Below are 21,562 nucleotides of genomic sequence, written 5' to 3' on the forward strand. Positions count from 1 at the left end.
ACATGACTGGCCGCGTGCGCTGTCGTAAGGTCCGAAGCGGGGCGTAGCTGACCAGCGGGTCGACGTGGACACTTCTGGGGCAGTTGTCGGCACATCTCGGCCCCAAATGCGGCCCCAAGTGGCCTGTGCTGCCGCGTCCAATCGGCACTCGCGGTAGCAGCCATAGTTCGTTCCGAAAAGCGTTCGGATCGCGACACTCCACCCATGGCATGCGGCCGCGGAGCATTTTCGCCGAGGTACATGACTCGGAGCCCCTCTCAAGCAGGGCCTCCTCCGGCGAGTGTGCCTAGTAGCACACTCTTCCTGCGCCCCGCCGCTAAGGGGGCGCCGTCGGGGGTGGGCAAACTCCAGCCGCACGGCCCCAAGGATTTCACGGCTATTTATTCGACTCGGGTGAGTCGCCTCGGAAGCGGGGCTCGTCCAAAAAGTGTGCCTAATAGCACACTGCCGTTCGTCGCCCTGCGCCTCCGGTGGACGGCGAACCGCGCTTGCCACCGAGGAGCACGCGGGTGAGCGCACATCGGCATCGCGGGCGCCGGCTGTTATATAAGCACACTGAATCTTGCAGCCGAAAAAAAGCCCGCACCGAGGCGGGCTCCAGACCTAATGGCAATGCCTCCACTCAAGAGGGGTCGCCGTTAAACAACTCGCTTATGACCTGGCGGATCCGGGTCTCCTGTGCATCTGACAGGACACCCGTTTTGATTTTTACGGTGAAGCTGTTCACGTCCTTGGTAATGCTGCCTGCGTGATTTTTCCCCGCAAAAAATTTTTCAATTGAGCGCTCGCGAGCCGTCTTGCTAGATGCGCGACGACCGACTAGGGCAGCAATCGCCGGCGCGTACTTACCTTGGTCTAGGTTTCCCGATACGACGTCCGGCCAAAGTTCGAGGGCAGCGGCCACCGCTTTCTCACCATGCTTCTTGATCACGTTCGCAATCGCATCGGCGGCATTGCCACCAATAAGCGTCGGATTGATATCGAGGTCGCTGGTGATGAACGCGGGTAGGCTGTCGAATGCAAGGTATCTGTACAGCCCGCGCCGACTCATGCCGACAGCTTCGGCCAAACGCGTGCGATTTGGAAATTCCTTTTCGGTACGGCGAATGGAGATGGAAATCTCATAGTCGGCCAGGTCATCCCGGCCGATGTTTTCCACCAGCGCCAGCACCGCCATATCCTGGTCCGTACAATCAACGACGAGGACTTTGATCTCCTCAGATCCGACCAGTTTGTGTGCGCGCCAACGCCGCTCGCCAGCAACGATCTGATAGGCAGACTCCGCTCGACGAACGACGATCGGTTGTAATAGCCCAACCTCGCGAATCGACTCGGCGAGTTCAGCTAACTTCGCCTCGTTGAAGACCCTCCGGGGCTGCCAAGGGTTCGGCACTATCTCTGACACGGGCAGCACTGATTGCGCGCCGCGCGTTTCCAGTTCCTGAATTTTGATATTGGCCGCGGCCAGGGCAGCAGCCATCCCCGGCCCGGTCTTCGGCTTATCGTTCGTTTGTCTAGAGGCTGTAACTTCGTCTTTCGGGATATCTGAAGCAGCGCGCAGATTGGCAGTCTGCTCGGCCATTCGAGCACGGATATTCATTTGCCGAGTCTCCACTGTTCGACATACATGTCGTCAATCCACTTGCAGTATTCCCTGAGCGGCTGACGAACCCGCTCGACAGTTTTCGAACTCGCGTCCTTCTTGCTCAGGTCAAACACCGTCGACAATGCAAGCGCGCCGCTACTCATTGCCGAGCTTGCCGGAATTTCGGTTGTCGTAAGCCAGTCGCCATAGGCCCGTTGAGTCCAAGGACGAACCACAGAAGCCGACGAAGTAGGGCTGTTATCGACCTTTGAAAGGATGATCGAAATGAAGTCGTACGCCTTGTTGGCCTCCCTCTCCATGAAGTTACTCGCGATGTCGGAGAACAGCCCCCAGAACGACACAGAACTGATGAAGTCGAGACTTTCCGGAACCAGCGGCATGACCATCGAATCCGCAGCCATCAACGCATTGAGCGTCAGGTAGGACAATGAAGGCGCCGTATCGAGGATGATGTAGTCGTACTGGCTGCGTAGCGACGCGAGACCTTCCCGGAGGATTGCCCAGAATTGAAAACTGGGCTTAGCCTTGAGCATCGACGGGATGTAGAACTCCGCGCTGAACAAGGAGGGGTGGGCTGCGATGACGTCCAGACCGTCCCAGTAGGTCTGCTTGATGAATGATGACAGTCCGCCTTCGATCGTCTGGTCATAGATGAACGGCAAAACAGTTGAATCTTCATCAACCTCCTTCTCCGCATACAGGCCGCAAAGCTCGGAAAGTGATGCCTGCGGGTCCAAGTCGATGGCGAGCACTCGCCGACCGCGGAGCGACAATCCTTGCGCGAGACACATTGATGTCGTCGTTTTGGTCGAACCGCCTTTGAAGTTGGCGACGAGGATGACCTTCCCGTCCGCACCGCGCGACCCGGTTACAAGCGGCGACTGATATATTTCGGATAGCTGCTGCACATACGTCCGCGCCTCGGCCAGTGTGAAATGGCGGCTACGACCAGTACCCGATGCCTCACCCGCAGGCAGCGTGCTTCCTTCCCTTGTGGCCTGGTAATGAATCTTCGTGCGGTCCATTCCGCAAAGTTCGGCGACTTCCGCCGTAGTAAATGACGGAGCCGATTTTCGCGGTTTCGGCGTGAGGATACTATTACGCAAGTCTTCCGTGAGCGTGTTGAGCGTCTCCGCGAAACCCGCAAGTTCACCCAAGGTCACTCTTCGCGTAATTGCCGGGAATTCTGCTTTGGACATGGTTTTTAAGGTTTAGCCCGAAATCGATACGAAGCGTAGAATACTAGAAAAATACAAAAATGTGCCCGTGACTTAACCCCGTTTCCTAGAAACCGACGTTAAGTGGCTATTCCGCAACCAAAAACGCGTGCTAATTTCATAATATGGAAGAACACCGGCCCCGTGAGGCGTTCTACACATGTTTTTCCGAATGAATTTTGAAAGGTCATGGTGAGGGAAATTGTTGGATTAGTGACGGCTCGGCCAGAAGGTGGGTGAGAAGTTTTGTTGAATACATACCGAGAAGAGGCGAGCGGGTTCAATTTGAAACGGGCACGATCCGTCTTGCAGAGAATCACTGCGCAAAACGGGGCGCCCCACAATATTCCTCACCATCATCGCTCGCTTTGTCGGTCCGCCCTCCCAAGCCCGCTCACCATGAGTGAGCAGCATCGACAGCGATTCAACAAAACTTCTCACCATGCGATCACGGGAGCGCAACTCGGCACCCGCCACAATTCTCCTCACCATCGCGTCGGCACCGTCGGGTATCTGCCTGGATACTCCCTAACTAGCGAGGCCATAACGCTTTTCTCCTTCTCCTCGTTTCGCCGTAGATAGCGCTGGCCAATACAAATTTGTTCACCGTCGCCAACAAAAACCCTCACCACCGTCGCGGGTTAGGTCGCAGGAACCCCCGTAATATCAGGCTTTGTCGGCAGATCAGACGGTTTTCAACAATTCATCTCACCATCGTCCCGCCCGCAGGAGAAGATCTCACCCTGAACGGGTAAACACTTCACTTTCATAGAGGAATTTCATCCACCTTTGCCCACAAAAGGCCTCACCTTCTAAACAAAATCACTCACCTTTGTAGGGCTAATTCGTTGTTTTTGTTCAAGTTTGATAGGCCCTGTAAGTTGGTAAGTTTGTTTTTTCTAAGACTTTTAAAAACACAAAACAAACAACTCGAGCATCCCAGACAGAGCAACTTATCGACGCCATGGAGGTTCTGTTCTTGAGCAATCAAGTTGCGAGGGTGGGTGAGCCGATTTGTTGAAACAGTATTTTCATGGTGAGCTTTTTTGTTTTGACATCTCACCTACGCGTGCTAGAGTTTCCGCGGCGAACAACTAAGAAGAGAGGGCCACGATGTCAACCGCCGTATCGACAAGCGCAACATCGCGGCAGATGTCGCTCGAACTGTTTGAGGAGATGCTGGCGTCCGACACGCCGATCCATAAATCAACCAAGGAAATCGGCTATCAGCGGAACAACGTTTTCGTTGATGTCACGGACGTCGGAGTCACGGCGCGTCGCCTGCTCGATGCAGCGCACTTCATTGTGGCGCAGGAGCCGACCACTCCGAAATATTACGACGTCGAGCTGAGCTACTTCAGGTGGCTCATGCGTTACGACAGCTACAACTATAAGCATCTGAGAACAGTCGTATCCGAAGCACAGAAGGCACTCATCCAGGTTTCCGCGGCCCCGCACGGTAGCACCTCACCTGAAAACGAAAAATGGGTATCCGTGCAACTGCTCGGCATTGTCGGCATTGACAAGGGGCGCATAACGTTTGAAGTCCCGCAACCGCTCATCCGCCACATCAAGGACCCAGAAAAGTCTCACTGGTTGAGCCTTCGCATCACGTCGGCCTTCACCCTCACTTACGCACGTGCAATCTATGACCACGTCATTGCGTACGTGACGGACGGCATCACGGATTGGTTTGAACTCGATGTGATCCGAAACTGGCCCGGCAAAGCGGGCTCCAGCGCAACAGTTTTCAAGTATTTCAAGCGGGACAGTCTCGAGCCTGCGGTAAAGCAGATCAACGAAGTCTCTGACATCGAGCTCAGCTACGAGACGCGCACCGAAAGCCCGAAGTCCAAGAAGATTGACCGGATACGTTTCAGGCTTTCCAGGAAAGAAGGGGCCGACACCGTCCGCGCGAGCTTGATTGGGTTGAAGGAAACCTACACCACGTTGAAAAACGAATTCGCCTTCACCGAAAAGCAGTTCAGTATCATCTCGCAGAACCGCGCCATCTGGTCCGATGAACGCATCCTTGATGCAATCGAATACACCCGCGCAAAGATTGATGACGCGAAGGTGACAAAGAGTCCTGCGGGCTATCTGATGAAGGCCATCACTGAGGGCTACAAGCTTTCAGAGGCTGAGCGCCGGATGAAAACGGTACTGGCCCAGAAAGCCACGGAAGAGCAGGGTGAGGTGACTGCCAGAGCCGCCACGAGAATCGCGGTTGAGGCGAACAGCGCCGCTCGTGAGGAAGAAGCCAAGCTGCGATTGGCCGACGAGGTTCGCGCTGGTCGCGAAGCTTTCGACCACGCCGACGCGCGGGCAAAGAAAGACTTCATGCGCGCGTACATTGCGTCTCCTTCTGGCAAGCTGGCCATCAAACGTCTCAAGTTCGACATAGCCACCATCGGCGAAGCAGATGTGCTCAACCACGCGGACCTTTCCTTTGCCTTCTACCATTTCGTGTACCTGCGCAACAAACCCAAGGCAGCCCGAGCGCGCGCCTGACCGGCAGAAAACTACCGGGAACGTTGCCTACCTGAGGAACAACGCGCACACGTTGGTCAATTACAGCGCCCGGCATCGCAAGGGCCTGCCGATCAGCAGCATCGCCGAGTCCGCGGTGAATCAGGTCATCAGCCACCGCATGGCCAAGAAGCGACAGATGCGCTGGACTGACGAAGGGGCGCACTGCATGGCGCAGGTCAAGGTCGCGGTTTTGAACGGGAAATTCTCGCTCCGCCGCATCTCGGCGCTCGAGATAGCCGCCCCGCGTCACGGCAAATGCATTGGCGCAGCATCGCGTGGCCGCCACCGACCAACGAACAGAACAGACCGTGCAACCATGCCCCACGCCAAGGCTGCCTGACGAAATCGGCCTCCCCAACTTTTGCACACTCCCGCTTGCGCGGGTCGTCGATCTCCCCCCAAAGGGGGTTTGGGGGCGATCATTCGCTGAAAATAGCCGGCCGTCCGGCCCGGACCGGCAATGCCCCGGCAGCAACCACCGTCTCTGCCATTTTGGTATAAAATGGATGCCAAATGGCAGGAGGTGAAACCGTGAACGTCATCGAGAAGGTATCGGCCGATTCATTACTGGGAGGCCGGTCGGTATTTCCGCGTTCCCCCCGATCCGGCCTTGAATGGGTGGAGGTCGTCCGCCACGGCATTTCGTCGCGAGCGCTGGACGCGATGCTCAAATCCATCGGACTTTCACAAGCAGAACTGGCTCAGGCGCTCGATATCCCGGAGCGGACCTTGGCGCGTCGCAAGCGGGAAGGGGTGTTGAGCCGTGAGGAGTCAGCCAAGCTGCTGCGACTCGCGCGTGTCGCCGCGCGCGCTGCCGAGGTGTTTGACGATCTCGACCTGGCACTCGCCTGGCTTAAGATGCCGGTTGCTGCCCTGGAAGACGCCACGCCACTGAGTCTTGTCGATACCGACATTGGCACCGATAGTGTGATGGATACGCTGGGACGCATCGAGCATGGCGTGTTTGCGTGATGTTCACGGCATGGCGGGTGGTGACTGAACGATATGCGGATACCGCTTTTTCTGGGGAAGGAGCGCGATTGTACGGTGGCCGGTGGAACCCCAAAGGCGTCGCGATGGTGTATACGGCGCAGACGCAATCGCTCGCGCTGCTCGAGATGCTGGTCCAGGATTCACCGCTGCGCGCCCGCTATGTGATGATCCCGGCCAGTATCCCGGAGAAAATCGTCGAACGTATCGATCCCGCCAGTTTGCCTCGCGACTGGCGGGACATTTCAGCGCGGGCCGAACTGCAGCAACTTGGATTGGCGTGGGAGCGGAAGCGAACCAGCGCAGTGCTGGCTGTTCCCAGTGCAGTCGTTCCTGCGGAATCCAATTATTTGCTCAATCCCAATCATCCGGACTTCGCGCTCGTCCTGGTTGGAACGCGTGATGAGTGGTTGACCGACCCTCGGTTATTGCGGCGCTCGGCTGCAAAGGGATCGTGACGGGCATCTCGTGTGGCGGTGGCAAGCGGACGACGGCGTGTGATCAACCGACCCGCCGGCCATGCTTCGCTGGGTGCCGCCATTCAAGGTGCCTGTGTGTTGTCAAGACCGATGACATCATGCGTTCAGGGACGTAGCCAGTCACGGACCACCACTGACGGAACCGGTCCTGCAGGTTCCTGAACTGGCTCGTGCCGATCCAGTCAGTGGGGGGGGTTATTTTTCGTTACGGTTACGGTCGATGTAACGGTTAAATGCGGCTTCGTCGTCGTAAAGTGACCTCGAAAACGTGTCGTCGGCCCAGTCGATCAGGCGCTCGATCACCGCGCGCCGGGACAGGCCGGAGTGCGCGACCAGCCGCTCCAGCGCGAAAAACTGGGTGCCAGTCATCGTCAGGTGCAGACGCCGCTCGCCAGAATCGGCGTCTTCCTGACGCGGAAGCCGTCCGAGGACTGTCGCCACGTCAGAAGGAGCTTGGGTAGACGGCTTCGCCCGTGACGCAGTCTTAAGCTCGCGCCGCGCCTGTACCAGTTCACCGCGCAGCTGCTCGCACTCCCGCACCAGGACGTCATGGGCGTCGGCAGGCGGAGGGGTATTTTTCGTTACAGTAACGGATTTTTTGCGCGCGCCATGTCGGGCCCGCCATGCGGCCTGGCGCTCGGCGTTTGACATCGCATCCGGCTTCCGTGGCCGGCCACGGCCACGCTTTTCCGTGGTGCCGGTTACCTTGTCGTTTGCTGCTGAAGGCATGATCCATCCCGGTGCGGTTGACTTCAGCTATTTTACGTTATTCATAACGATAAATGTGGTATTTCGTTACGCGTAACGTAAATGTGCACAAGCTGCCTTGCACGGCATGTATTCATCCGGGCAGATGGTTGCAGGTGTCCGGTCCCAGCCCGGGCGTCGTTCCCCGGAGAGGATCGCTCACGGCGCAAAGCCGATTGCAATCCGACATGGCATCGCTTTATCTTTTTTCGTTTTGTTACGTGACACACTCGGAGAGGCCGTCAGGGAAGAGGGCATCTGAAGATTCGGAAATACTGAGATGGCCCCAGCGTCGCGTACGCAAACGTCCGAATCTTGAGGGACACCCCGATCAGTCGCGACCCCGGCGTGATACAGGAACCGCAGGATTGCGAATCATCAGCGTATCGAGGCTATTCTTCTGTTTCCCAGATGTGGCCAAATCCGGCGGCATGACAGAGTAGCGCCCATGCGGAATAGGGGATTTCATTTTCGCCGCTGATCCAACGACGTATCTGCCGCCCGCTCTTGTCAGCGAGGTCCAGAAATTCCGCTGCACTACGTCCGGTAAAACCGGCCAGCCGGACTACCTCCTGGATTTCAGCCCCGGTCGGCTTGGCCCAATAGATCGCGGGCTGCAAGCATTCGCGTCGGATCGTCGTGGTTGTATCAACTGCCATATGCTTTTCCCCTGGTACTCTTACGTTCGTCTCAACTACTGGCCCATAAGGCGTGCGCCCGGAATCGAAAACCACTGCGGCCGCAGCTCGCCCGCCTTCATGTCGAGTGGCTCTTCGTGCCACTCACGCGGTCGCCCCACCCCGCGATGCAGGTCGATAAGATCACGGCTATACGACTCCGAGTCGCCAGCTGAAAAGTGTAGTTCGATCGGCAACTGGCGTGCAGGGTCCCCGTCAATCGCCACCACCAGCGTCATCTCGCGATAGCCTGGTGCTTCCTGATTCGTCACATAGCGAGCCTGATAGCGTTCGCCATGAACCGGCGCCGGCGTGGGACGTTTGTCCAGATTCCAGCGCGTGATTATCTGCTGCCAGCGCTGCTCACCGCCAGCAAAATAGCCGTGCACTTCACCAGTCGGGCGGCGGTCGAGTCGCAGTGCGGCGAGACAGTGCTCAAACAACTCGTTGTCCAGCGCCCGCAGCGCCGTCAGGTCGAAACGGTAGTGGGTGCCGTTGTACAGGCCCGCGAGAAATTCGGCGACGGTCTCCGCCTGTTCGGTGTCGCCTTCGGCCACGTCAACGGGCTGCAGGAGCGAATCGAGGCCGCGGTCACGATCGCCAACGCGGATCTCCGCTGCGCGCTGCGCTGGCGTCTGGCCGCCGCCCGCGTTCGGAAAGGACTCCGTGATGGTGTGCCGGAACGCCTCGAGGAGGTGCTCGGGCACGTCGCTGGTAACCCGGTGCGTTTTGGGCTGGGGCGGAATGATCATGGTGTTACCTTGATTGTCCGGAGTAGGAGGCTTCGGCCTCGTATCCGCGTTCGGTGATAAAAGCGGCGATGCTGAACGGCACTGTTGCATCGACGGCATCGGCCAGCGCAAGCCCGACAACCATGCCGCGGAAACATTCGCGACTGTACCCAACGCCAGTTCCTCGCGTCCGTTCGCGCCAGGCCACAACCGTGTGCACCTCGAGACGTGCCAGTCCGTCTGCACCCGCGTAAATCGCTCTCTCTTCCACCTCTGGTCCTGTTAATTGAGTCCGTGTACGGGATCGTACGACAGCGCTGGCCTCGACGGTCCGCAAGCCGATCCAGGATCCAGCCCCCACGGCTTCGCCGCGGAGGAAACACGCAGCCTCCGGCTGCTTGACGACCCCGGCTGCGGTTCGCTTGCGCTGTACCGGATCGTCGCGGCGCTACTGCGCCGCGACGGCGCTCTCCCCACGCCTACTGGCGCGGGTCCCCGTGCGCCTCGATCCGGGCGCGCCGGCGCGCGCGTGACGCCTGCGGTTATCCGGGCTCAAGGTTTGGCAGGAAGGGGGTGCCCTTTCCGGACGGCTGGGACGCCCGTGCCGCTGAGGCTATTTCGAGCAGGCATGAGCCGGAAGGAACCACCGCAGCCCAGGGCCTTAGCGTCAACTCCTGTACTGGTCAACAGCCCCGGCATGAACCGGGGCCGACATACATCATTCCTGACGCCGCGCGAGTTGCGCCCGCTTGAGTTCGCCCGGCGCGCCGAAGTCGAAGTTATCGACCGTGAAGTTGTATCCGTAACGCTCGATGCCTTCACCGTCCGTGAAATCGTTGTTCGACAGCTTCGCCTCAACGATCAGTTGATCGCCCTTCAGAACGTTTCTGGCGATGGCCTCACCACGCGAACCAAAGGCGGTGAACAGGATTCTCACCAGACGCTCTTTCGCTTCACCGCTGCCTTCGGCGCGACCGGCGTACTCGTTGGAAATCAGGGTGAATTTCGTCACCTTCGAATCACCGTGATTCGCAAGCACTGGGGCGGCGGCAACACGGCCGGTAAAGAAAAGCTTGTTCATGATTTGTACTCCTGATAGTTTTAATCAAACAGAGGGGAAACGTTCGTTCAAAATCCCGACTCGGGTAGGGCAGGCTGCGGGGCACGGGGTGGCACGCGATGAAACGCGGAGAGAGCGTTGCGGGCTATCGCGCGCAACTCTTCCCGGGGCATGTCGATTGGGTGCCCGTCGCGGTCCAGCATGTTGGCAATCCGGTCGAGTGCTTCGGCGGAGCGCGCTGCGGCATCGGCGGACAAGGCCATGCGGAACAGTTCCGCACGGACCAGAGAACGATCGCCGTATTGATAGACGGCCAGCAGCGGAAGGAGGGCGGTCAGCCACGTTGGGCGGATGTGAGCGGTATCCATGTCGGTTTCCATAGTTGAGGTCATGCCCGGCCCGAAGGCCGGGCGCACCTGTCAGCCACGCAGGCGGCACAGTTCGTCGGCAAGCACCCAGAGGGCGCGGTTGAGCCTGATGTTCTGGTCAATGCCGGTCACGGCGCGGGTCGTGGTTGCCCGCCCATTCGCATTACGACCGCGCAGGCCGCCGTTGATCATGTTTTCCTGCACGCGATTGAATGTCGTCCACAGGTCCGCTCCGCGATCCTCCATGCGGTGCGGTGTTAAAAGTTGCTGGTCAGTGATGGGCGCGGGCTTCTCGTCGTCGTACCGCAGCGCAAGCGCGGCCCGCGCGAAAGCGGTCTGTTCGCCGTTGGTCAATGCCAGACCGGTCATCCCCTCGCGCTGATGGGTCGCTGCCTCAAAGCTGTCGAGCACCTTGAACGCTCCCTCGATTACCTGGCCGACCACGTCGCCCTTATGAGGCACGCGGATATCACCAATGGTGTCTCCGCAGACCATACCGTTCTGGCACACAAACCGGAACATCCCGGCGAGCATCTGGTAGCTGCTGCTGCCATCATGGCTGTTCAGAAGGATGATTTCGTTGGCTTCGCGGCCCGTGATCTGGTCGGCGTGGCGCAGGCGGACCATATGTTTCGTGTGTGCGCGCTTGTCGTCGGCGCGTACCCGGGTCTGACAGGCCATGAAGGGCTGAAAACCTTCCTTGCGCAGGCCGTCCAGCACGTCGCTGGTTGGAATGTAGGTGTACCGTTCCGAGCGACTTTCGTGCGCGGACAGCGCGAAGATCGACGGGGCAACCTCTGCAATCTCGTCATTCGTCAACGGGCGATCCGAACGTGTGCCAACTGCGTTGCGTCCGAAGCGGCTTGTCAGGTAAGTGGTATCCATGCTGTTCCCCAATATCAGGATCAGCCCCAGCCCACAGGCTAGGGCCGTGAGTGGTCACCGCGTCAGTCGATGGCGCGCAGAATGTTGGCGGCCTCTACGTGCTGCGCCGCGTAGGCTCGCAGCGCGTGGTAGTGGTCAACGATCCTGTCATCGCCGCACTTTTCCGCCAGATGGCACAGGGCAAACAGCGTGACGACGATGCCGAACGCTTCAGCGCCCATCGTGTCGCTGTAGCCGTTCATGTGCCACCGCACATGCACCCGTCCGCAGTTCGCTGGAGCCATATAGAAGCCGCCGTTCGACAACTGGAAGAAGTCCCACGATCCGCCCTTGTAGGCACTCGAAAGGCGGGCAGCCCAGTCGTACACCAATGCCTCGCCCCGAAGGTATTGCGCGCCCAGGTAGTGAGGAAGGAAATTCAGACGCAACTCATCGACAACGACTGCCGACGAGATTCTGGTTTCATTGTCAATCACGGTTATCTCCGGAAACGGGCCGCAGCGGAATGCCGGGCCACGCTTTTATATTAGGTCATATTGACCTTTATATCAAGATTTCAGCAATCCTGATTTTCAATTAAAAACATATGTCTATTTAAAATATAAATCGTATAATTCCATCATATAAGGTCAATTAGACCTATCATGTTCATGTGGCCCGGCACTTCGCTGCGGCCCATTTACGGAGGCATCCATAATGGAAGTCGTTGAAATCCGTGTCACTGAATCCGTTCTCGAAGCCAGCTTCGGCAACGGAGCGCAGATCGAATACGTCCCTTACGGACGGCTGTGCCGCTCACCGCTGAACGTCCGCAAAAAGGCACCCACCGGCATCGAGGCGCTGGCCGGGACGATTGTGGGAAATGGACTGGTTCAGAATCTCGTCGTGCACCCTGTCAAAGAGTCGCGCGCGAAGCAGCCGAAGCTGGGGGTCTGCGCCGGTCAGCGGCGTCTCGCCGCGCTCGATCTGCTGCTCTCGCAGGGCAAAATCACCAAGGACTTCAAGGTGCCGGTGCTGATCGTCAGCGAGGGCGAAGCCGTCGCCGCGTCGCTGATTGAAAACCGCGAACGCGAGACCATGCATATCGCGGACGAATGTGGCGCGTTCCGGCTGCTGACCGAGGAAGGCAAGAGCATTGCGCACGTTTCGGCACTGTTCAAGGTGTCGGAAATGGTCGTGCGCCGTGCGCTCAAGATCGCAAACCTGTCGCCGGTGCTGCTGGATCTTCTGCGCGATGACAAGCTGGACTACGAGCAGGCAAAAGTGCTTGCGCTGGCCGACGATCACCCGACGCAGGAGCGCGTGTGGAATGACGCCCAGACGTCCTGGCTGCGTCGTCCCGCGGAACTGCGCGTAGCGCTGACGAAAGCGGAGCTCGACGGCAGCGAGAATCCGCTCGCGAAGTTTGTCGGGCTGGACGCTTACCAGGCGGCAGGCGGCTACGTCCGTCGCGATCTGTTTTCCGACGACCAGAACGCCGGATACATCGCGGACGCGGACCTGCTGCATCGCCTGGCAACTGACCGCCTGATCGAGCTATCCCAGGCCGTGGCCACTGAGGGCTGGTGTTTCGTGGAAACGCGGACCCGCTGTGACCAGGCCGAACTGTTCCAGTACGACCGGATCGCATCGACCACGCGCAAGCCGACCAAAGCGGAAAAGGCCGAGCTTGCGAAGCTTGTTGCCACGCGCGACGAGGCCAAGGCCGCGCTTGATGCGTATTACGCCGATCAGGACGGCGAGGAAGACGAGGCGCTTTGGGAAAAGCTGGACAACGCGCTCGACGATGCTTCGGCTGCTGTTGACGCCTATGCCGAGCGCTTCGAAACGTTCGCCGCCGACGACATGAAGCAGGCCGGTGCGTTCGTCGCCATTGACGAGGACGGGAAGGTGCAGATCACGCGCGGCCTGCGGTGCCGGGAAATCAACGACGCAGACGCGGGCAGTATCGCTCACTTCACGCATGTGCAGCGAAATCGCGACCTGCCCGCGAAGGCCCGGCCCCTGCACGGCGAAAAGCTGTGCAAACGGCTTACCGCGCACCGCACGGCTGCGGTACAGATCGAGCTTGCGCAGCAGCCGACCGTTGCGCTGGCCGTGCTGATGTACCGGATGATTCCGGCTGTGTTCAATGACGTGTACGGACAGTCATACATCGACCATGCGGTGCGGATCGACGTGCATACATCGCGCGATGCGCTGGTGTCGAACGCCGACGACATGGCCGACAGCGCTGCATGGAAGGCGTTTGAAGGCGAGCGGGCGAAGTGGAGCCGGATGCTGCCGAAGCGCACCGATGAACTGCTCGCGTGGCTGCTGCAACAGGACGTGGACGTGATGTCAAACCTGTTTGCATTCTGCGTGGCCGCGACGGTAGACAGCATGAGTCCCGTTGACCGGGCGCACCCGGTCAACGAAGTGGCGAACACGCTGGAACTCGACCTCACGCGCTACTGGAAGCCAACGCGTGCAGGGTATTTCGAGCACGTCCCGAAAGATCGTATCGTGACCGTTGTCGGCGAGACGGTTTCGCCGCAGGCCGCAGGCGAACTGCGCGGGATGAAAAAGGGCGATGCCGCTGCTGGTGCCGAGCTTCGCATGACGGACTCGGGCTGGTTGCCGGAAGTACTGCGCAACCGTGAGGTGCCGGAACACGTCACGTACGGCCATTGGGAGGATGACGGGGAAAGCGATGCCGATAGCACGCAGGATGAGTGCAACGACGGGGATGCGGAGGAAGCCGAAGTCGCCTGAGCCGTGATGCACTTCGCGTAAGTGCGGGTTGTCACATGCCGCCGTCCGGGTGAAAGCCCGGGCGGCTTTTTGCTTTACGAGTACTGCATAGGAAAAAAGAAGCCGGGACGAAGACCGGCTTTCCGAGGCTCCTGCCGCGCTCTTTTTGGGGCGAAGCAGCGGCAGGGCGATTGTGCCAGGGAGCACGCCTGAAGGCGCCGTGTTTTGCGAAACAGAATGTAACTGCGTGTGCAGCCCAGGGTGGTATCGCGCGCGCCGCGCGCCCGTATCGAGGGCCACGGGGACCCATGCAGGATGCATGGGGAGCGGCCCGACCCGGCGCAGTGCGGCGGGGCGATGCGGCTCAGGGTTTCGCGTGCCGAGGATATTTTTTCTTGAGCTCGTCAATATCGGCATTGCTCACGCGAGGTTCGCCGTACTGTTCGGCGTAGAGGCGGTTCAACTGCATGGTTGAGAGGTGCGGATTCTCAGACTGCAATTGCTCGAAGGTTTTGATGCGAGTCTGGGCCGGTGCTGGTGCATCGGTTGTGCGAGGCGCAGGCTGGTCGGCTTCGAGAGGGGCTGTTGCCCGGGAGGCTGTCACCGGGGCCGGGGCGCTGGGGTGGGCTGCCGCAGCGCCGGATGTGCGTTCTGAACCGGGCGTAGAGGCGGTCTTTCGAAGCCTGTACAGGGTTCCGTGAAACGTCCGAAGGGAGATGTCGAGTCCCTGTTCGCGCAAGGTATTGAGGATATCAGCGGCGGGAACGCGAGCAGCGAGCGCCGCCTCGATGTCCGGAAGGAGGGCCTTGAGATGGGAAGCCTTGCTGCGTTTCGGGCTTGTGCTAGCAAGGCGGCGCAGCGCGGAAGCAAGTTGTTCGTGATCCATTGGGAAAAAGGCGAATAAATGTAGTATGGGTGTAGTATGAATGACGACCGCGTGTAGGGGCAAGGTTGTATTGGGGAGTAGTCCCATGCAATGCGTGATGTACTGGTGTAGCAGGGTCGTAGAATATGCGTAGGAAATAATATGTGGCGAGAGCGGGGCGAGGCACGTCGAATATGTTTACGTCACGCTACGCGTTCCGTAAAATATTTCGTGCCAAAGGGGCGGGCCCCTTTGAAACCCCGCCGCGGTCTATTGCCGCGTCCGCGTGTCGGCAACTCCGTTACTGACACTAAGCACTGCATGGTATGCGTAATGAATACGGAGGTCTGGCAATGATTCCGAGCAGCGAATGGGTGATCCAGCTTGTAGTGGGGCCGCGTGCCGACGAGCGCGGCAGCGAGCCGCGTTATCTGCCGTGGGCAGGCTATACGTGGCCAATGACAGGTGACCAGGCGATGCGCGCGCTGCGCGAGTGCGAGTTGCGGTGGCCGGAATACGAGTTTCGCGCGCATCCGATCGAGGACGACGGCAGGCCGTTCGCGATGGTCGGCGCCGAGATCGACCGTAGTCGTTCGATGGGGCTCTGGTAATGCCACGGCAGAAGAGCAATGACGGGGCAGGGCTGGGCAAGCCGATCGCGTTCCGTCTGTCGGATGCGGATCGCGCAGCGTACCTTGCCAAGGTGGCGCAAAGCGGGATGACGCAATCAGAGTTTTTCCGGCAGGCGGTGCTGACCAACCGTACGCAGGTGATTGCGCGCCCGGTGGCGAGCGGAGACCGCAAGCGGTTGCTGTACATCTTCAACAAGACCAGCAACAACCTGAACCAGATTGCCCACCGCGCGAACTCGGAGCACGTTCGCGGGAAGCTTTCGGAGGCGACCTACGAGCAACTGCTCACGCAATTGCAGCTCATCGGGCAGTACCTCAAGGCAACCCTGAACAAGGTCGACTGATATCGATGGGAATGGATCAAAAGCAGGCCGCCATCATGGCGGTCATCGAGCTGGAGACGAAGCTGCACTTCGATCGCGACCATGACGGTGCGCATACGCTGACGCAGCCGGATTGCTACAGCGCCCGGGCGTCCGTCGATGCCGCTGGCCATCTGCTGCTGTCGATCGTACACAGCACGCTGCTTTTGCGCATCGAAGGGGCTGAGCGCTGGCTCACCGAGCGCGGAACGCTGGAGTAGGACGATGCTCATACGCGTACGCGGCTATCACGACGGGATCAAGGCATACCTGGAGAAGGGCCAGAAGCAGGGTCGCGAGATGGAGCGCGACGAGATGGACGAGCGCGTGATCCTCGCCGGGGATCTCGATCTGACGAACGACATCATCCAGTCGATCGACACGGACGCCGAACGCTACCTGAATGTCACGCTGTCTTTCAAGGAAGACGAGGTCGACCGCGAACTGCTGGGTGAGATCGTGCGCGAGTTCGAGGCGTTTGCGTTTGCCGCGTACCGTCGGGACGAATACAACTTCTACGCCGAAGCGCATGTGCCGCGTATAAAGAGCTATGCGGACCGCAAGACGGGCGAGGCTGTCGAGCGCAAGGTTCACGTGCATGTCGTGATCCCGGAAATGAATCTGATAACGGGCCGACGGCTTGATCCGTTCGGGAAGGTTGACCATAACGAGCGGTATCTGGAGGCCTTTCAGGAGCACATCAACGCGAAGTACGGACTCGCGAGCCCAAAGGACAACCGGCGTGTGCAGTTCACGGACGCGTCCGAAATGATCAGCCGGTACAAGGGCGATGTGTTCGAGGGCGCTAACAGCGCGCTGAAGGCCTCGATTCTTGAGGCAGTGATGACGCGTGATGTGACCCGGTATGACGACTTCAGGGCCTTGATCACGGAGTACGGCGAGACGCGCACACGCAATGCAGGCAGGGAGTCGGAGTACGAGAACGTCAAACCGGCCGGGGCCGCGAAGGGTGTGAACCTGAAGGAGTTCGTGTTTTCGCGCGAGTTCATCGAACTCGATGCTACGGCCAAGCGTGAGGCGCTCGAGTCGAATGTGCATGCGCAGTACGTCGAGCCAGGCGTATCGCGCGATACGCCGCGGATCTATCTCGATTCGCTCGAGACGTGGCACGACACGCGCGCGCGAGAGATCAAGTATCTGAACAGCGGCAGCAGCTTCTACAGGACGTATCTGGCCGCGTCGCCAGCGGAGCAGCGACGCATTCTCGAACACCGCGAACAGCGGTTCTACGATGCAACAGGAGGGCTCAATGAGCGCACACGAGAGCGAACACAACAGCGCCACGATCGATCCGGACACTGGCGAGATTGGAAGCGGATGGGAGCCGCCGGAGCAGGAGGGCGGGCGCGAGAGCGCGGCGCCGGGCGGGAACCGGAAGGGACAGGGCAGTCGCAGCAATGGTGGAACGAGCTCGAACGCGCGCATCGCGAAATCACGGGGCGATGGAGAGCCGGAGCGGATCACGACCTTGACGCTCGCTTCGATCGATCCGGCGCGCCGTCCCAATCCATCCACCGTGTGCATGGCCTGCCCGGCCGCGGTGTGGATGGCGACGCCGCGCGACGTCAAGTGCTTCTGCCGGCTGATGCATTACTGGAGCTGGGAAACCAGCAAGCCGAACGAATTGACACACTGCGATGGTCTGGCGATCGCGAGCGAGCGGGAAGAGAACAGCTAGACATTTCGGTGCCACGGCCGCGATGGCGCGAAGGCGCCGACGGCGGCTTCGACGTGGGCCGCAACTACGGCGAGCTCGCGGATCGGCGGCAATGGTCGGGCGAACCCGATGCCATTGACAGTTCCGACGGCGAGCCTGAATGGAAAGCGATCGTAGATCGCATGTTTGTCGCGTGGGACCAGGCGGACGAGGCAGGGCGGACGCGTCTCACGCGCACCGCCGCCGGGAAGTTCATGCGGGCCGGAGGACCGTTCGGCTCACGCGAGCCTTTTGGTCTGAGCGATGCGTCTGGCGGTGGCCGCCTTCCCGCAGGGTTCGGGCCACGTGAGGAGATCCGCAACCTCGCGGATGTGCAATCGTTCGATGCGATCGAATCGCTGCCCTTCGAGATCCGGCCAACCGATGCTCCGTTTCCGACGGACGGCGCGTCGGGCGATTTCAATGCCCGTGCGCGCGCGTCGACCGGGCGCGCGGCGGATACCGTTCGCGACCAGTTTGCACGTGACCTGTCCGAGACTCGCACGGCACGACGGGCCCGGGAGCGGGAGGAGTTCACCGAGATCCGCGCGACGCTCGACGCGGGCCGGCTGCTGGCCGCGCTCGCGCACTCGCACGGACTGATCGTCGAAAAGTATTCGATCGGTAAAGGCGCGGACGGCGGTGACAGAATCCAGGCCGGCTCGCGCAATCTGAATGTGTCTGACTTCCTCACCAAAGAGATGAACCTGTCATGGGAGGAGGCGGCGCAGCTGCTGCGCGAGACCTATCGCGCACAGACAGGACGTAATCCGGAGCATGCACCGAGGCGTACGCCTGAACGGGACCGATGGGGCGAGTTTCAGCAATGGCGATCGGCATACCGGAACGAGCTACGTCGCGCGTGGGATGCGCAGGTCGATCATGAGAGTAAGCGGCGAAAGGCGGTCAAATCTGCGTTCTACAGTGCCCGCAGCGCGCTCATTGAACGCCCGGGCATGGACCTGTCAAGCGTGCAGCGCCGCGAGCAGCTGTCCGCAGCACGTGTCGCGCGCCTTGAGGCAGAGGCCGCGCTGCGTGTGCAGATCGCGAAAGAGCGGGATGCGCTGAAGGGCGCCGCAAGCCGGCCGTTGACCGAGCAGTATCGTGACTTCCTGCAGGAGCGCGCTCAGGAAGGCGACGAACGGGCGCTGCGTGAGTTGCGCCGGATGCAGCAGATCCGCCTGCGGACGAAACGTGCAGACGACGAACGCGCGGTCATTTTCAGTGCGCCGTCTCATGCGGTGAAGCGACCGGCGGCCCACGATCGCAACGAGATCATCTACGCGGGCCCGGCGATCACGTACGAGGTGCGGGCCAGCGGCGAGGTCGACTACCGGAAGGACGGTGTGGCGTTCCTCGTCGACGAGGGCCGCACGTTGCGCCTGTGGGATAGCGAGCGCGAGGCGATCGAGATTGCGCTGCGTTTCGCGCAGCAGAAGTTCGGCAGCACGCTGTCGCTGTCCGGACCTGATGACTTCCGGGCAGCCGCGGCGCGTGTGGCGGCCGACACGCGCATGCGCATCGTGTTCGAGCAACCAGAGCTGGAGAGCATCCGGCAGGTCCGGCTTGCGCAGCTCGATTCCGAAGCGCTGGAACGTCGGGCAGCGCAGCGTGAGCGCGAGGCATGGGAGCGTGACGAGCTGCGCGATGCTGTGCGCAATCCGCCGCCACCCACCTCGGAAGATCCGTCCAATACCGACTTGGATGTAGCACCGCCCGCTGATCCGGATGCACCGGACAGCGGGCCGGATATTGACCGATGAACCATCAACCTGCGCGAAGAAAATGAACGAGCTTGCACACATCGATCGCGGCGGCCCGATTGCGGTCGCGCCCGGCCTGATCTTCAGCGGCACGCCGTCGCAAATCGTGAATCTGCCGATCTACATTAAGGGCGGCGTCGGCGCGATCGTTGTTTTTGCGGCCTACCTGTGTGCGCAGACGCGCTGGCCAGTGCCCTGGTTTGCACCGGTCGTTGCGCTGCTGGCGATCGTGGCGGGCGTCCTCGTCGTGTACCTGCGTACGGCGTACACCGAAATCGTCATCGACACGACCCGCATCACCCGCAGACAGGGCATTCTCAGCCGGCGGATGCGCAGCCTCGAACCCTTCCGCATCCAGGACGTGACGTCGTTGCACCCCTGGTGGCAACGACCTTTGGTTATTGGCACGGTGCTCGTGCTGACCAGCGACTCAAGCAATCCGCAGTGGCGTCTTCCCGGGATGCGGGGTGCCGAGCAGCTGAGAGGCGAACTGAACCTGGCCGCGATCACGTTGCGCGACGCGAAGGGCATACGCGAGGTCAACATGGGCCGAGTATAAGCGCTCGTCTCCTGACGCCGGCAGCCCGCGCCGGCGATACCGATAAAACAGGGTATGAGTCGTGCGTATTCGTACGATCATTAGCGGAGGATCGCGCAAACTGTTGTCCTCTCTCGGGTTCGGTATGGCCCTCCGAATAGCCGAATCTGAGCCAGCCAGCGACCAGCGAAGGTCGCTGCTTTTTTATTCGTAAAAGCAACTAACGGACCGCGCCTACATCCGCCGACATCAAACCTGTAAAAGCCGCTACGAACGTAGCCGGTTGCATGAGAAAACTGAAGGGGTAGATAGTTTAAGTTAATTGGAATTGATTCCGTGCTACGGTGGAGCGGCTTTTCCATCGGCGTCGCATTCCGTGCCTCTTGAAACAAGAAAGGGCAGGGTTATCCACGGGGCCGCCGCCCGCTTCTTCAATAGCGAGAGGCGAGCGGCCCGGTGCATAACCCGTGTCGAACGCGATGTCGTTTTGCCTGTTGGTTCGTTACCAGTTGACGAGGCAGCATTGCTCGCAGGGAGCAACTTATGGGTGCAAGCAACGCTTTCGTCGAACCGGTCTGGGAACGATTCCCGCTAATCGCTTCGAACTGTTACGCCCGCCGCTGGATACAAAGTTGTACATCGCTCGGCTTGGCGAGAAACACAGTCGCGGCTTACATGTACGCGATGGAAGGCTTCCTTGGCTTTGCGCAGGATCATTCCATTGATCTGCGCTGCACATCGCAAGAAGCTATAGCACGGTATGTCGGTGATCTGCGCACCCAGCCGAGTCGATCGGGTGCCAGTGTGACTCGCATCGACTCGGGCGGCTTCTTATCGAACGCAACACTGCAGCAGCGTCTCACTGCAGTCCGGTTGTTCTTTGAGTTTCTTGTCGATGAGGGGCTTGTCAGAAACAACCCTGTGAGCCGCGGCCGACATACGTTATCCAGCCGTTTCGGCGCGCGTGGTGAGCGAAGCCTCGTCCAGAAATTTCATAAGCTACCCTGGATTCCTACGGAGGCGCAGTGGATGTCACTGCTTGCTGTGGTCCGCGACGAACCGCAGCGAAACAGGTGCATGCTGGCATTTGCCTATGATGCAGCGCTTCGCCGAGAGGAACTGTGCGAGCTTCGAAGCAGTGATCTCGATCCAGCGCACCGGTTGCTGCGTATCCGCGCAGAGACAACCAAGGGCCGACGGGAGCGTGTCGTGCCGTATTCCGACACGTCGGGGCAACTGCTACGTGACTACCTTCTGCATCGGCGATATGTTGCCAGCGATCGGCAAGCCTTATTTCTGTCTGAGTCACCCCGCAACCGGGGAGCGCCGATCACGTTATGGACGTGGTCCAAGGTTGTCCGCTCCATCGCGCTCCGTGCCAACGTTCCGTCGTTCTCCACCCATACGCTGCGTCATCTTTGCCTGACAGATCTCGCACGGTCAGGCTGGCAACTCCACGAGATCGCCCGCTTTGCTGGCCATCAGAGTCTGGAGACGACGCGGCAATACATACATCTGTCCGGACAGGATCTGGCGGAGCGGTTGGCAAAGACAATGCGTCAAATCCATTCGTGGCGCGTTGACGCCCTGGCTGGTGCTGACTGACGAGTGGAGACGATGATGAAGGCATCTCATACCACGCGCACTCTGACCTCAGCCT

The 21,562-nt window shown here is 60.0% G+C and carries 20 protein-coding genes and 1 pseudogene; 11 read left to right on the plus strand and 10 right to left on the minus strand.

All coding sequences use genetic code 11. The annotated features are described in order from the left end of the window. Positions 1–622: 622 nt before the first annotated feature. Positions 623–1,600 carry a ParB/RepB/Spo0J family partition protein gene (locus RI103_RS38815; protein WP_233465000.1) on the minus strand — a complete coding sequence of 326 codons (978 nt, stop codon included), beginning with the start codon at positions 1,598–1,600 and terminating at the stop codon, positions 623–625. Further along, positions 1,597–2,805, minus strand: coding sequence for a ParA family protein (locus RI103_RS38820; protein ID WP_154564496.1), 1,209 nt, complete (start codon positions 2,803–2,805; stop codon positions 1,597–1,599). Before RI103_RS38820 ends, RI103_RS38815 begins: the two co-directional genes overlap by 4 nt. A gap of 1,131 nt (positions 2,806–3,936) precedes the next feature. On the opposite strand from RI103_RS38820, the gene RI103_RS38825 reads away from it, so the two are divergent. The 4 genes and pseudogenes from RI103_RS38825 to RI103_RS38840 all read left to right on the plus strand — a co-directional run bounded on the left by RI103_RS38825 (position 3,937) and on the right by RI103_RS38840 (position 6,803). Further along, entirely contained in the window at positions 3,937–5,334 is a 1,398-nt protein-coding gene (locus tag RI103_RS38825; RefSeq protein ID WP_310819494.1) for a replication initiation protein, read from the plus strand. 58 nt (positions 5,335–5,392) lie between these two features. Beyond that, positions 5,393–5,554 (plus strand): annotated as a pseudogene (locus RI103_RS39905) (ISKra4 family transposase); the annotation flags it as partial. 314 nt (positions 5,555–5,868) lie between these two features. Beyond that, on the plus strand, positions 5,869–6,327 hold the full coding sequence (locus RI103_RS38835; protein ID WP_051495252.1) for an antitoxin Xre-like helix-turn-helix domain-containing protein: 459 nt from the start codon (positions 5,869–5,871) through the stop codon (positions 6,325–6,327). Beyond that, a complete protein-coding gene (locus tag RI103_RS38840; RefSeq protein WP_310819786.1) occupies positions 6,327–6,803 on the plus strand; it encodes an RES family NAD+ phosphorylase in 477 nt (158 codons plus the stop codon). Before RI103_RS38835 ends, RI103_RS38840 begins: the two co-directional genes overlap by 1 nt. A 216-nt stretch (positions 6,804–7,019) precedes the next feature. On the opposite strand, the gene RI103_RS38845 is transcribed toward RI103_RS38840, so the two are convergent. The 7 genes from RI103_RS38845 to RI103_RS38875 all read right to left on the minus strand — a co-directional run bounded on the left by RI103_RS38845 (position 7,020) and on the right by RI103_RS38875 (position 11,768). Then, positions 7,020–7,553, minus strand: a complete 534-nt coding sequence (locus RI103_RS38845) for a hypothetical protein (protein ID WP_310819496.1) — start codon at positions 7,551–7,553, stop codon at positions 7,020–7,022. Positions 7,554–7,963: 410 nt separating this feature from the next. Then, the gene (locus RI103_RS38850; RefSeq protein ID WP_007731376.1) at positions 7,964–8,230 is read right to left on the minus strand and encodes a hypothetical protein; all 267 of its coding nucleotides are present in this window, start codon (positions 8,228–8,230) and stop codon (positions 7,964–7,966) included. Positions 8,231–8,265: 35 nt separating this feature from the next. Further along, complete coding sequence (locus RI103_RS38855; RefSeq protein ID WP_310819497.1) at positions 8,266–9,000, minus strand: hypothetical protein; 735 nt, start codon at positions 8,998–9,000, stop codon at positions 8,266–8,268. 697 nt (positions 9,001–9,697) lie between these two features. Then, complete coding sequence (locus RI103_RS38860; RefSeq protein WP_310819498.1) at positions 9,698–10,060, minus strand: single-stranded DNA-binding protein; 363 nt, start codon at positions 10,058–10,060, stop codon at positions 9,698–9,700. Positions 10,061–10,107: 47 nt separating this feature from the next. Beyond that, a complete protein-coding gene (locus tag RI103_RS38865) occupies positions 10,108–10,407 on the minus strand; it encodes a hypothetical protein (RefSeq protein ID WP_310819499.1) in 300 nt (99 codons plus the stop codon). A gap of 51 nt (positions 10,408–10,458) precedes the next feature. Further along, positions 10,459–11,292 (minus strand): DUF932 domain-containing protein, encoded by an 834-nt coding sequence (locus tag RI103_RS38870; protein ID WP_310819500.1) that lies wholly within the window; start codon positions 11,290–11,292, stop codon positions 10,459–10,461. A gap of 62 nt (positions 11,293–11,354) precedes the next feature. Next, the gene (locus tag RI103_RS38875) at positions 11,355–11,768 is read right to left on the minus strand and encodes an antirestriction protein (RefSeq protein ID WP_310819501.1); all 414 of its coding nucleotides are present in this window, start codon (positions 11,766–11,768) and stop codon (positions 11,355–11,357) included. Positions 11,769–11,988: 220 nt separating this feature from the next. Between RI103_RS38875 and RI103_RS38880 the strand changes: the two genes are divergently transcribed. Continuing rightward, a complete protein-coding gene (locus RI103_RS38880) occupies positions 11,989–14,046 on the plus strand; it encodes a ParB/Srx family N-terminal domain-containing protein (protein ID WP_310819502.1) in 2,058 nt (685 codons plus the stop codon). Between the two features lie 343 nt (positions 14,047–14,389). On the opposite strand, the gene RI103_RS38885 is transcribed toward RI103_RS38880, so the two are convergent. Then, positions 14,390–14,911 carry a hypothetical protein gene (locus RI103_RS38885; RefSeq protein WP_310819503.1) on the minus strand — a complete coding sequence of 174 codons (522 nt, stop codon included), beginning with the start codon at positions 14,909–14,911 and terminating at the stop codon, positions 14,390–14,392. Positions 14,912–15,243: 332 nt separating this feature from the next. On the opposite strand from RI103_RS38885, the gene RI103_RS38890 reads away from it, so the two are divergent. The 6 genes from RI103_RS38890 (at position 15,244) to RI103_RS38915 (ending at position 21,507) form a co-directional block, all read left to right on the plus strand. Continuing rightward, on the plus strand, positions 15,244–15,501 hold the full coding sequence (locus tag RI103_RS38890) for a hypothetical protein (protein ID WP_310819504.1): 258 nt from the start codon (positions 15,244–15,246) through the stop codon (positions 15,499–15,501). Next, positions 15,501–15,866, plus strand: coding sequence for a plasmid mobilization protein (locus RI103_RS38895; protein WP_097389471.1), 366 nt, complete (start codon positions 15,501–15,503; stop codon positions 15,864–15,866). Before RI103_RS38890 ends, RI103_RS38895 begins: the two co-directional genes overlap by 1 nt. Positions 15,867–15,877: 11 nt before the next feature. Beyond that, entirely contained in the window at positions 15,878–16,105 is a 228-nt protein-coding gene (locus RI103_RS38900) for a hypothetical protein (protein ID WP_310819505.1), read from the plus strand. Between the two features lie 4 nt (positions 16,106–16,109). Then, positions 16,110–19,364: an LPD7 domain-containing protein gene (locus RI103_RS38905; RefSeq protein ID WP_310819787.1), complete on the plus strand. Its 3,255-nt coding sequence runs from the start codon at positions 16,110–16,112 to the stop codon at positions 19,362–19,364. Between the two features lie 22 nt (positions 19,365–19,386). Next, complete coding sequence (locus RI103_RS38910) at positions 19,387–19,923, plus strand: PH domain-containing protein (protein WP_310819506.1); 537 nt, start codon at positions 19,387–19,389, stop codon at positions 19,921–19,923. 522 nt (positions 19,924–20,445) lie between these two features. Continuing rightward, a complete protein-coding gene (locus RI103_RS38915) occupies positions 20,446–21,507 on the plus strand; it encodes a tyrosine-type recombinase/integrase (RefSeq protein WP_310819507.1) in 1,062 nt (353 codons plus the stop codon). Positions 21,508–21,562 lie beyond the last annotated feature (55 nt).

Origin of the sequence: Paraburkholderia sp. FT54 (genome assembly GCF_031585635.1) — a bacterium.
Taxonomy (GTDB): domain Bacteria; phylum Pseudomonadota; class Gammaproteobacteria; order Burkholderiales; family Burkholderiaceae; genus Paraburkholderia.